The organism is Micromonospora sp. HK10 (assembly GCF_000982955.1).
GTDB lineage: Bacteria > Actinomycetota > Actinomycetes > Mycobacteriales > Micromonosporaceae > Micromonospora.
This window is the reverse complement of the sequence record NZ_KQ058771.1, coordinates 65,934-78,583: the sequence shown is the minus strand read 5'-3', so window position 1 is coordinate 78,583 and position 12,650 is coordinate 65,934. Positions and strand designations below refer to the sequence as shown.

Annotated in this window: 6 protein-coding genes and 1 pseudogene; 2 read left to right on the top strand and 5 right to left on the bottom strand. The window is 73.7% G+C overall.

All coding sequences use genetic code 11. The features are described 5' to 3' along the window. The 5 genes and pseudogenes from LQ51_RS33820 to ligA form a co-directional block, all read right to left on the bottom strand. Positions 1–181: pseudogene (locus LQ51_RS33820) on the bottom strand (hypothetical protein); the annotation flags it as partial. Positions 182–477: 296 nt separating this feature from the next. Further along, positions 478–1,953: an Asp-tRNA(Asn)/Glu-tRNA(Gln) amidotransferase subunit GatA gene (gene gatA, locus LQ51_RS10505; RefSeq protein WP_046564542.1), complete on the bottom strand. Its 1,476-nt coding sequence runs from the start codon at positions 1,951–1,953 to the stop codon at positions 478–480. After that, the gene (gatC, locus tag LQ51_RS10500; protein ID WP_046564540.1) at positions 1,950–2,255 is read right to left on the bottom strand and encodes an Asp-tRNA(Asn)/Glu-tRNA(Gln) amidotransferase subunit GatC; all 306 of its coding nucleotides are present in this window, start codon (positions 2,253–2,255) and stop codon (positions 1,950–1,952) included. The genes gatA and gatC overlap by 4 nt, the downstream gene beginning before the upstream one ends. A 142-nt stretch (positions 2,256–2,397) precedes the next feature. Next, a complete protein-coding gene (locus tag LQ51_RS10495; RefSeq protein ID WP_046564539.1) occupies positions 2,398–5,226 on the bottom strand; it encodes a bifunctional diguanylate cyclase/phosphodiesterase in 2,829 nt (942 codons plus the stop codon). A gap of 163 nt (positions 5,227–5,389) precedes the next feature. Next, complete coding sequence (gene ligA / locus LQ51_RS10490; protein WP_046564591.1) at positions 5,390–7,525, bottom strand: NAD-dependent DNA ligase LigA; 2,136 nt, start codon at positions 7,523–7,525, stop codon at positions 5,390–5,392. A 310-nt stretch (positions 7,526–7,835) separates the two neighbouring features. Here ligA and LQ51_RS10485 point away from each other — a divergent pair, with 310 nt between their 5' ends. Beyond that, positions 7,836–8,159, top strand: a complete 324-nt coding sequence (locus LQ51_RS10485; protein ID WP_156313030.1) for a hypothetical protein — start codon at positions 7,836–7,838, stop codon at positions 8,157–8,159. Positions 8,160–8,305: 146 nt separating this feature from the next. Beyond that, complete coding sequence (locus LQ51_RS31930) at positions 8,306–12,610, top strand: fibronectin type III domain-containing protein (protein ID WP_082159355.1); 4,305 nt, start codon at positions 8,306–8,308, stop codon at positions 12,608–12,610. The last annotated feature ends 40 nt before the right edge of the window (positions 12,611–12,650 follow it).

Below are 12,650 nucleotides of genomic sequence, written 5' to 3'. Positions count from 1 at the left end.
ACACCACCGACAGCGCGTACGGGCCCGTGCCACCGGTCGCCTCGACCGTGTGGATCGCGTACACCTGCCCGAGGTACATGACCGACCTCGGCTTGTCGGAGGTGATGGTGACGCCACCGGGGGCGGCGGCTGCCGGTTGCGCGGCGCCCAGCAGCAACGCGACGACCATCGTGAGGGCCATGACGGGGCGAAGTGTCCGCATCACACATCCAGGTCCTTGTCGGCCGCTCGCGTCACCAGCGGAACCGGGTCCAGTCGATCCAGCAGCCTTGGAGCCTATTCGACCAGTGCCAGGGTCCAGGGACCATCACCTGAACGGTGATCGTGTCGCCGCGACGGCAGCCGCGCCCGGCGCGGTCGCGGTGACCGCACCGGGCGCGGGACGAGCCGGGGCTCGGGCGGGTGACCTCACCCGCCCGAGCCCGGTACGTTCACCCGCCCGAGCCCGGTACGTTCACCCGCCCGAGCCCGGTGGGTTCACAGCGCCGGCGGGGTGAGGGTGCCGACGGCGCTCTCCAGCGCGGCGGCGACCCGGTACATCCGGTCGTCGGCCATGGTCGGGGCCATGATCTGGAAGCCGACCGGCAGCCCGTCGGAGAGCCCGCACGGCACCGAGATCGCCGGCCCGCCGTACAGGTTGGTCGGGATGGTGAACAGGTCGGCCAGGTACATCTGGTACGGGTCGGACGTGCGGGCCCCGATCGGGAAGGCCACGAACGGGGTGGTCGGCGAGATCAGCGCGTCGACCCGCTCGAAGGCGCTGGTGAAGTCCCGGGTGATCAGGGTGCGGACCTTCTGCGCCTGCCCGTAGTAGGCGTCGTAGTAGCCCGAGGAGAGCGCGTACGTGCCGATCATGATGCGCCGCTTGACCTCGGGGCCGAAGCCGGCCTCGCGGGTCAGCGACATGACCTCTTCGAGGGACCGGTTGCCGTCGTCGCCGACCCGCAGCCCGAACCGGACCCCGTCGAACCGGGCCAGGTTGGAGGAGCACTCGCTCGGCGCGATCAGATAGTAGGCCGGCAGCGCGTACCGGAAGTGCGGGCAGGAGATCTCGACGATCTCGGCGCCCAGCTTCGCGAGGGCCTCCACCGACTCGCGGAACGCGGCCATCACGCCCGGCTCGGCGCCCTCGCCGGTGAACTCGGTGACCACGCCGAGCTTCACGCCGGTCAGGTCGCCGGTCGCGCCCAGCTTCGCGGCGGCCACCACGTCCGGCACCGGGGCCGGGATCGAGGTGGAGTCGCGCGGGTCGTGACCGCCGATCACCTGGTGCAGCAGCGCGGCGTCCAGCACGGTACGCGCGCACGGGCCGGGGGTGTCCAGCGACGAGGAGAACGCGACCAGCCCGTACCGGGAGGTGCCACCGTAGGTGGGCTTCGCGCCGACCGTGCCGGTGACGGCGCCCGGCTGGCGGATCGAGCCGCCGGTGTCCGAGCCGATCGACAGCGGCGCCTCGTACGCGGCCAGCGCCGCGGCGCTGCCGCCGCCCGACCCGCCCGGGATGCGCTCCAGGTTCCACGGGTTACGGGTCGGCCCGTACGCGGAGTATTCGGTGGAGGAGCCCATCGCGAACTCGTCCATGTTGGTCTTGCCGAGCATCACCGTGCCGGCCTCGCGCAGCCGCTGCACGATCGTGGCGTCGTACGGCGGGCGCCAGCCCTCCAGGATCTTCGAGCCGACGGTGGTCGGCACGCCCTTGGTGGCGAGCACGTCCTTCACCGCCACCGGCACACCGGCCAGCGGGCCCAGCTCGGCACCGGCGGCCCGGCGCTCGTCGACCTCGCGGGCGGCCGCGAGCGCGCCCTCGGTGTCGACGTGCAGGAAGGCGTGGACCTGATCGTCGACGGCGGTGATCCGGTCCAGGTGGGCCTGGGTGACCTCCACGGCGGAGGTCTCGCCCCTCGCCACCAGGCCGGCGATCTCGGCGGCGGTCAGCTTGGTCAGGTCGCTCATGAGGCCACATCCTCGTCCAGGATCCGCGGGACGCGGAACCGCTGCTCCTCGGCGTCGGGCGCGCCCGAGAGCACCTCCTGCGGGGTCAGGCAGGGCGTCACCACGTCCTCGCGGAGGACGTTGGTCAGCGGCACCGAGTGGGAGGTCGGCGGGATGTCCGCCGCGGCGACCTCGCCGACCTGGGCGACCGACTGGAGGATCACGTCCAGCTGACCGGCGAAGGTGTCCAACTCCTCCTCGGTGACGGCGAGCCGCGACAGTCGCGCGAGGTGCGCGACCTCCTCGCGGGAGATGGCGGCCATCGGCTGCCCCCTTCAGTGGCTTGTCCTGCTGCGTCTGCGGTGTGCCGGCCGCGCGTGCCACGGTGACGATGACGCGCGGTGACCGGAGCGAGTCTATTGTCCCGCCGTCGCCCCGACGCCCCCGACTCCCCCGCGGCCCCGTTCAGCGGGACGGCCGGCGGGGGCCGTCGCCGTCGGCCGGGCCCACCGGCCGGACCGGGCGGTACCGGGACAGCCAGGCGACCAGGTCGGCGGCGGGCATGGGCCGGGCGTGGAACCAGCCCTGGGCCACGTCGCAGCCGGCCGCGTGGAGCAGCCGCCAGGTGCGCTCGTCCTCCACGCCCTCGGCGACCACCCGCAGGCCGAGCGCGCCGGCCAGCTCGATCATCGACCGGACGATCGCCGCGTCGTCCGGGTCGTCGGCCATGCCGAGGACGAACGACCGGTCCACCTTCACCTCGGACAGCGGCAGCCGGCGCAGGTGTTGCAGGGACGAGTACCCGGTGCCGAAGTCGTCCAGCGCGATGCCGACGCCGATCCGGTGCAACTGGGTGATGCTGGCCAGCACCCGCCGCGGATCGGCCATCAGGGCGCCCTCGGTGATCTCCACCTGGAGGCGGTCCGGGCTGACGCCGTACCGGGTGAGCCGGTCGGCGATCTGGTCGGCGATCTCGCCGGTGTGCAGATCACGCACGCTGACGTTGAGCGCCGCGCGGAGCGTGATGCCGGCCGCCGACCACTTCGCCACCTGCTCCACCACGTCGTCGACCACCCGGCGGGTGAGCAGCCGCATCACCGCGCTCTGCTCGGCGACCTGGATCAGCTCCCCCGGGTCGACCATGCCGCGGCGCGGGTGCCGCCAGCGCAGCAGCGCCTCCACCCCGACGACCTCACCGGTCGCGATCGCGATCTGCGGCTGGTAGTACATGGTGATCTCGCCCGGGTCGCCCGCCGGACCGTCCCCGGTGCCGTCCCCGACCAGCCCGCCCGGACCCACGGCGCCCGGCACGTCCGCAACCGGACCCCCGGCGCCCGGCACGTGCACGCCCGGACCCACGGCACCCGGCAGGCCGGTGACGAGATCCGCAGTGCCCGGCGTACCCGGCCGGACGTCGGCCGGACGCCGGCCGTTCCCGCCCGATCGGGCTGGGGCCGCGGCGCTCGCCCCGGCGCCCGCGGCCGGCACCGGCCCGCCGGCAGCACCTCGCGGCCGGCCGGCGCGGTCGTCGGCGCCCCGGCCGTCCCCGTCCCGCGGCACAGCGGGCGTGGGGGCGAGGCGGGTGGCGGACGCCTCCGGGAGCCGGGCCACGTCACCCGCGACCCCCACCGGCTCCTCGGTGGCGAGCGCCCGCGACCTGCGGCGGATCGGGTCGGCGCTGGTGACGATCCGGTTGATCAGCTCGTCGTCGGCCCGCCCCTCCACCCGGGCCGGCCGCCGGCGCAGCCAGCGCCGCCCCGGTGCGTCGCCCGGGCGGGCCGGACGGCCCCGGCTGCCGTTGCGGGCGACCGCGTCCCCGCGAGCGGCCCGGCCCGGGTTGCCCGAGGCCGGATTGCCCGAAGCCGGATTGCCCGAAGCCGGATTGCCCGAAGCCGGATTGCCCGAGGCCGGATTGCCCGAGGCCGGCCCGGCCGGCAGGGCCGCGCCGTCGCCGCCGCGGACGCCGGCGGGCGGCTCCTCCCGGCGCGGCGTGGCCTCCAGCACCCGGCGCAGGTCGGCCAGGAGGCTGAGCCGCTCCGCCGAGTTGTGGTCGGACTCTGCCGCGTAGACGGCGACCGTGTCGTTGCGGTGCTTGGCGTCGTACATGGCCACGTCGGCGTGGCGCATCAGGGTGGCGAAGTCCTCGCCGTGCTCGGGATAGATCGCCACACCGATGGAACCGCCGACGTCCAGCGGCAGCCCGTCCAGCGGCACCGGCTCGGCGAGCGCGGCGACCACCCGGCCGGCCCGCTCGCGCGCCTGCTCGGCGCCGGTGATCCCGGGTACGACGAGGGCGAACTCGTCGCCGCCGAGCCGGGCCAGCAGCTCACCCTCGCCGACCACCGCGGCCAGCCGGGCGCTCACCTCGACCAGCAGCCGGTCGCCGACCGCGTGCCCGAGCGCGTCGTTGACGTGCTTGAACCGGTCCAGGTCGAGCAGCAGCAGGGCCAGCTGGCCGTCCGGCTCGCCCCGGGCGGCCCGCTCGGCGTGCAGATGCACCTGCTCGGCCACCTCGGTGAGCAGGGCCTTGCGGTTGGGCAGGCCGGTGAGCGGGTCGAGCGCGGCCAGTTGCTCCCGCTCGGCGGAGAGCCGGGCCATCCGGTAGACCGCGAAGAGCGGCACCAGCACCAGCGGAATCAGCGCGGCGCTGGCCCGCGCGGCGGCCACCAGCACCGGGGCCAGCAGCAGCAGCGACCCGGTGGAGAGCAGCTCGTACGCGAGACCGAGCCGGACGGTGGGCCACCAGCGGTCCCCGAAGCGCAGCCGGATCGCGGAGCTGACCAGCGCGTAGTTGACCGCGAACCAGGCCGCGGTGGCGGCACCGACCACGACCACGTCGGTCCAGCGCAGCCGCCCTCCGTCGAAGAGACCGCCGGGCCCCAGCCGGGTCACCGCGTACGCGGCGGCGAGCGCGCAGGCGTACTGGGCGGCGTTGAAGGCGGTGCGCCAGGGGGCGTGCCCCATCCGCCAGCCGGAGACGGCCACCGCGACGGCCTGCACGGCCACGGCCGGGCCGAGCCCCCAACCGAGCAGGATGGCGAAGGTGAAGCAGGTCGACGGGAAGACCGCCGAGCCCGCCCGGCGGCCGGGCGGCAGGAACGGTCGGGCGTCGCAGGCCACGGCGAGCGCCGCCATGGTCCAGAAGGCCGCCGGCATCGCGGACAGCCGCCCGGGTAGCCCGGCCAGCGGCCCGGCCGAGACGAGCACGGCCAGGACACCGACCGCGACCACGAAGCCGAAGAACGGCCCGCCCCGCCCGGGTGGCACGGAGTTGCGCGGATCGGCGGTCTCCATCGCACCTCCCGGGGACAGCCGTGGCGTGCCCGTTCACACGCCGTACGCCAATGAAACGCCCTCGGTGCCGATTTCCCCGACACGACAGTCACGAATCGGTCGTAGTCGTAATTAAGTTGGTATACGCGGCAAGGTCGCGTCAAGATCCAAAATGGGCCGGTGCTCAGCCCTCGACGCGGGCTACCTCCCGGGCGGCGTCCGGGCCGGACTCCAGCAGCACTCGGAAGCCGTCCTCGTCGAGGATCGGCAGCTTGAGGCTGGCCGCCTTGTCGGCCTTGCTGCCGGGGTTGTCCCCCACCACCACGAAACTGGTCTTCTTGGAGACCGAGCCGGTGACCTTGCCGCCCTGCCCCTGGATCGCCTCGGACGCCTGATCCCGGCTGAACCCGGCGAGCGTCCCGGTGACCACCACGGTCACCCCGTCCAGCGGGCGCGGCCCCTCCTCGCCGCCTGCCTCGGCCATCCGTACCCCGGCCGCGGCCCACTTGGCCACCACCTCGCGGTGCCAGTCGACGGCGAACCACTCCTTGATGCTCGCCGCGATGGTCGGGCCGACACCATCCACCGAGGACAGCTCCTCCTCGCCGGCGGCCTCGATCGCGTCGATCGAACGGAAATGCCGGGCGAGGGCCTGCGCCGCGGTCGGGCCGACGTGCCGGATGGAGAGCGCGACGAGCACCCGCCACAGGTCCCGCTCCCGGGCCACCGCCAGGTTGTCCAGCAGTTTGGTGGCGTTGCTGCCGAGCGTGCCGTCCTTGTTGACGAAGAACGGCGAGCGGGCCAACTGCTCGGCGTCGAGCTGGAACAGGTCGCCCTCGTTGGTGATGATCTGCCCGTCCAGCAGCGCGGCCGCGCTCTTCTCGCCCAGCGCCTCGATGTCGAGCACCCGGCGGCTGGCCAGGTAGAAGACCCGCTCCCGGATCTGGCCCGGGCAGCCGCGGGCGTTGGGGCAGCGGATGTCGACGTCGCCCTCCTTGGCCGGCGCCAGCGGGGTGCCGCAGGCCGGGCAGGTGGTCGGCATGATGAACGGCCGGGCGTCGGCGGGGCGCAGGTCGACCACCGGGCCGAGCACCTCCGGGATGACGTCGCCGGCCTTGCGCAGCACCACCGTGTCGCCGATCAGCACGCCCTTGCGCTCGACCTCCTGGGCGTTGTGCAGGGTCGCCAGGGCGACCGTGGAGCCGGCCACCCGCACCGGCTCCAGGACGGCGAACGGGGTGACCCGGCCGGTACGCCCGACGTTCACGTCGATGTCGAGCAGCTTGGTGGTCACCTCCTCCGGCGGGTACTTGAAGGCGATCGCCCAGCGCGGTGCGCGGCTGGTCGAGCCGAGCCGGCCCTGGATGGAAACCGGGTCGACCTTCACCACCACGCCGTCGATCTCGTGCTCGACGTCGTGCCGGTGGGTGCCGTAGTAGGCGATGAAGTCCGCCACGCCGGCCAGGTCGGGCACCACCCGCCAGCGGTCGCTGGTGGGCAGCCCCCAGGCCCGCAGCGCCGCGTACGCCTCGGACTGCGCGGCCGGCTGGAAGCCCTTCCGGGCACCGATGCCGTGCACCACGAGACGCAGCGGCCGGGACGCGGTGATGCGGGGGTCCTTCTGGCGCAGGCTGCCGGCGGCCGCGTTGCGCGGGTTGGCGAACGGGGCCTTGCCCTGCTCGACGAGGCCGGCGTTGAGGTCGGCGAAGGCCGCTACCGGGAAGTAGATCTCGCCGCGCACCTCGAGGAGGGCGGGCACGTCGGGGAAGTCGTCGGAGGGGGTGAGCCGGGCCGGGACGTCCCGGATGCTGCGCACGTTGGCGGTGACGTCCTCGCCGGTGCGCCCGTCGCCCCGGGTCGCGGCCCGGACCAGCCGGCCCTTCTCGTAGGTCAGGTTGATGGCCAGCCCGTCGACCTTCAGCTCGCACAGGTAGGGCACCGGGCCACCGGCGTCGCGCTCGACGCGCTCGGCCCAGGCCGCCAGCTCCTCGTCGGCGAAGGCGTTGTCCAGCGAGAGCATCCGCTCGGCGTGGGTGACCGGGGTGAAGTCGGTGGAGAACGTCCCGCCGACCCGCTGGGTCGGCGAGTCGGGGGTGCGCAGCGCGGGGTATTCCGCCTCGAGGGCCTCCAGCTCGCGCAGCTGCTTGTCGAACTCGGCGTCGGAGATGATCGGCGCGTCCAGCACGTAGTAGCGGTACTGGTGGTCGGTCAGCTCCTGGCTGAGCGTGGCGTGCCGCTCCCGCGCCTGCGGGGTCGGCTCGGCACCCGCCGCTGCCTCCTGGGCCGGGCTGACCGCCTGGGGAACCGCTTCTTCGGACACGCTGCCGCCTTCGGCCACCGCTGTCGACCTCCCGTACTCGTGCTACCCCCGAACCGTAGCGGTCGGTACCGACAACCGTCCGGTCACCCGCCTGACCAGGCATCCCGGCCCGCACCGCCGGACCTCGCGCGGCACGGCCGGGAGGCTCGCCGGGCCACCGCGGGCGGGCCGCCGCCGACCGGGTACGGCGCGCCGGCGAGGACCGCCGGACCGCCGCGGGCGGGTCACCCTCGGCCGGGCCGGCGACGCCCCGGACGCCGGTACGCCGCCCGCCTCCCGCGGCCCGAGGCCGCCCCGCCATAGTGGTGCGGTGACCAGTCGTACCCCCGGGGTCGGGGTGGCGGTGCGGACCCGCTGGCTGCTGGCGCTGCTGGCGTCGCTCGTCGGTGGCCCGTTGCTGCTGCTCTACGGCTACCTGCTGGCCTGGTTCAGCCCCGAGATCACCGGGGCGGGCCGGGCCGCCGACCGGGGCGCGGCATGGTGGCTGACGCTGCTGCTGGCCTGCCTCGCGACGGCCGGCTGCCTGCTGGCCGGCTGGCTCCGGCTGCGCCGGCCGGGACGCTGGTGGCCGTGGCCGGTCGGGATCGGGGTGGCGTTGGCGGTGGGCTGGCTCGCCGCCGGCGCCCTGGCCTGAGCCCGCGCGGGCAGCCGGGGATGGATTTCTTCTGATCGATCCGTCCGGATGATCCACACCGCCCCGGGGTGCTGATAGCTTCCCCGCCAACGAGCGCGCCGTGGCGCTCGCCGGGGGCGCCCGCGCGCCGGATATGGGGACAAAACATGGGGGAACGCTGGCGTGCCCGACTGGCGACGGGCCTGGTGGCCGCGGTCGGCTGGGTCGGACTGGTGGTGCCGGCCGCGCCGGCCCGGGCGGCGGCACTGCCGTCGGGCGGGATGACCGGGGCCGCACTCACCACACTCTTCAACAACTACGGCAACACCAGCGGACGCTGGAGCGGGGCGGACAGCACCGCCTCGGTGGCGCTGCCCGACGGGCGGATGGCCTGGCTCTTCTCCGACACCATGCTCGGCACCGTCAACGCGGACTTCAGCCGGCCCCGCAGCAGCCCGATGATCAACAATTCGGCGGTGGTGCAGGACGGGACGGCGCTCACCTCGACCGTCCACGCTGGCAGCACCAGCAACCCGCAGTCGCTGATCCCGTCCGGGGTGACCGGCGAGTGGTACTGGATCGCCGACGCGACGGTCGAGGGCAACTCGGTCCGGGCACTGGTCAACCGCTACAAGCGCACCGGCGAGGGCAGCCTCGACGTGGTACTGACCGGCACCGCGCTGGCCACCCTGGCGCTGCCCGGCCTCACCACCACCGCCGTCACCGAGCTGCCGCTGGGCGACAAGGTCGCGTGGGGCGCCGCGGTGCTGGAGGACGGCGCCTGGACGTACGTCTACGGCTCCGAGTACGTGGCCGCCGACCAGCAGCGCTTCGCCCACCTGGCCCGGGTGCCCGCCGGCGGGCTCACCGGCGGCTGGCAGTTCTGGACCGGGAGCGGCTGGTCCAGCGGGGTCGCCAACTCGGCGCGGCTGCCGCTGTCCGGTGTCGGCACCGCGTTCGGCGCGCAGCGGGTGGGCGACCAGTACGTGGTCGTCACCGTGCAGGGCAACGTCACCTTCGGCACGCAGGTGATCGCCTACACCGCCGCCTCGCCGACCGGCCCGTTCAGCGGCCCGATCGACCTGTTCACCGCGCCCGAACCGGCGGCACGGCAGGGTGTGATCGTCTACGACGCCCGGCTGCACCCGGAGCTGGCCCCGTCCGGCCGGCTGCTGGTGTCGTACAACGTGCACAGCCTCAACGACGACGACCTGTACAGCGACGCCCGGATCTACCGGCCCCGCTTCGTCGACGTCGCCTGGCCCCCGCCGGCACCCGACCCGGCGCTGCTGCCCGCCGCCCCGACCAACCTGACCGCCACCGCCGACCCGACCGGCGCGGTCCACCTGTCCTGGCCGGCGGTCGCCGGCACCGGGATCAGCTACGAGGTGCACCAGCGCGACGTCACCGTCGGCCAGACCCACTTCGCCCGGGTGGCACAGCCGACCGGCACCAGCGCCGACGTGGGCGGCACCAGGACCGGCCACACCTACGAGTACCGGGTCACCGCCCGCAACTCCACCGGCGTGGGGCAGCCCTCGCCGACCCGCAGCGTCGCGGTGACCATCGCGCCGCCGCCCGCCCCGGCCAACCTGACCGCGACCGCCGGCACCGACGGCTCGGTCAGGCTCACCTGGTCCGCCGTCCCGTACGCCTGGCGCTACGACGTGCTGCGGCGGGACATCACCGCCGGGGAGACCGAGTACGCGCCGGTCAACGACGACAACCCGGTCGACCTGACGGTCACCGCCAACTGGCTCGCCAAGGACCACGAGTACGAGTTCGTGGTCACCGCGAGCCACGGCGGGGGCGAGTCGCCCCGGTCGACGCCGGTGCGCGCCACCGCCCGGTACGCGGTGCCGGCCGCGCCGACCAACCTGACCGCCACGGCCCGCGCCGACGGCCAGATCGACCTGGCCTGGCAGGGCCCGTCCGAGGGGGTGCACTTCCTGGTACGCCAGCGGGACGTGACCGCGGGCGAGACCGAGTTCACCCAGCTGCCGCTGCCGATCACCAGCTGCTGCGCGATGACCGCCGGTTACCTGCTGCACGGCCACCAGTACGAGTTCACGGTCAGCGCGAGCAACCTGGGCGGCGAGTCGGCGGTGTCGAACACCGCCCAGGCCACCTCCACGTACCCGAGGCCGGCGGCGCCGGGCACCCTGACCGCCGTGGCCGGTGACGGCCAGGTCCAGCTGACCTGGGGCGCGAGCACCACCCCGAGCGCCTGGTACTGGGTCTACCGGCGGGACGTCACCGAGGGCGAGACCGCTTTCACCCAGTTGCCGCTGCCGGTCGCCACCTGCTGCACGGTGAACATCGGTTACCTGGCGAACGGGCACACCTACGAGTTCAAGGTGACCACCACGGCGCAGGGCGGCGAGTCCTTGCCGTCGAACGTCGTGCAGGCGACGCCGCGCCGCCCGCTGCCCGGCCAGGTGACCGGGCTCACGGCCACCCCGCAGAGCGACGGGAAGATCAAGCTGACCTGGACCAAGCCGGGGGACGACCTCTACTACTGGGTCTACCAGCGCGACGTCACCGCCGGCCAGACGAGCTTCACCAAGCTGTCGATCCCGGTGACCACCTGCTGCACCTTCAGCCCCGGGCTGCTCGCCCACAACCACGTGTACGAGTTCAAGATCGCGGCGAACAACGAGACCGGCGACGGCCCGACCTCGGCGGTGGTCCGGGCCACCGCGTTCTACCAGCCGCCCGCCGCGCCGACCGGGCTCACCGCGCTGGCCGCCGGCGACGGCAGCATCGACCTGGACTGGAACCCGGTGGGCCCGGACGTCTTCTACTGGATCTACTACCGGGACGTGACCGCCGGGCAGACCGCCTTCACCCGGTCGGTGTACCCCACCGACCGCACCTCGGCCACCTGGGGCTCGCTCGTGCACGGGCACGTCTACGAGTTCAAGGTGACCGCCGACAACGCGGGTGGTGAGGGGCCCGCCTCCGCGGCCGTACGGGAGACGTCGGTCGGCGGGCTGCCCCAGGCGCCGTCCGGGCTGACCGCGAGCGCGGGCGACGGCAAGGTGACGCTGCGCTGGACCGCCAGCGCCACCGCCAACGTCTACTACTGGATCGAGATGCGCCCCGCCGGGGGCACCTGGAAGCGCCTCCAGTACCCGGTCAACACCTGCTGCTCGTTCACCGTCGACCTGCTCGACAACGGCACCACGTACGAGTTCCGGGTCCGGGCCAACAACGTCTCGGGCAACTCGCCGGCCTCCAACGTGGCCAGCGCCCGGCCGCTGCCGCCGCTGCCCCAGGCGCCGTCCGGGCTCACCGCGAGCGCGGGCGACGGCCAGGTGACGCTGCGCTGGAGCGCCAGCCCCACCGGGAGCGTCTACTACTGGATCGAGATGCGCCCCGCCGGCGGCACCTGGAAGCGCCTGCCGTACCCGGTCAGCACCTGCTGCTCGTTCACCGCCGGCCTGCTCGACAACGGCACCACGTACGAGTTCCGGGTCCGGGCCACCAACCTCGCCGGTGACTCGGGGGCGACCAACACGGCCAGCGCCCGGCCCATGCCGCCGCTGCCCCAGCCACCGACCAACCTGACCGCCGCCGCCTCCGGGGACACCGCCGCCAAGCTCTCCTGGCGGGCCAGCAGCACCGGCAACGTCTACTACTGGATCTACTACCGGCTCGCCGGTAAGTCGGGCTGGACCAAGGCGCAGTACCCGCTGAGCACCTGCTGCACGTTCACGATGAGCATGCTCACCCCGGGCAAGACGTACGAGTTCCAGCTCAAGGCGGAGAACCTGACCGGCTACAGCTCGGCGTCGAACACGGCGAGCGTCACCCTGACCATCACGGCCCCGGGCACCCCGCAGGACGTGCGGGCGGTGCCGCAGACCACCTCCTCGGACGTCCGGGTGTCGTGGAACGCGGTGAGCACGGCGACCGGCTACTCGGTCGAGGCGAAGGCCTGCCGGGGTGACTCGTGGCGGCTGGTCGGCTTCATGATCACCACCAACTACGTCACCATCCGGTACGCCGCCGGCTGCTACCAGTACCGGGTCATCGCCGACCGGTACGGCAAGCAGGGGTACGCCTCGTCCGGCAAGTTCGCCTTCGGCACGGTCGACGACTATCCGTGGGGGTCCGGCTTTCCCTGGGTCGACCGGTACGGCTTCGTGCTCCAGCAGTGCACGTCGTTCGTGGCGTCCCGGGTCTACAAGTACATCGCCCACGACCCGCCGGGCTTCACCGCGCTCAACTACTGGCACGCGAAGAACTGGGACAACGCCGCCCCGAAGTACGGCGGCATGGTCTCGCAGACCCCCGCGGTGGGGGCCATCGCCCAGTGGAACGGCGGCGACTACGGCCACGTCGCCTGGGTGTCCGGTATCGACGGGTCGTACATCATCATCGAGGAGTACAACGCCGTGAACCCGAGCGCCTACTCGCGGCGCCGGATCCTCGCCTCCAGCGTGGACAACTACCTCTCGGTGATGTGACCGGGGCGGGGTCGGGCGGCGCGCCGCCCGACCCCGCGCA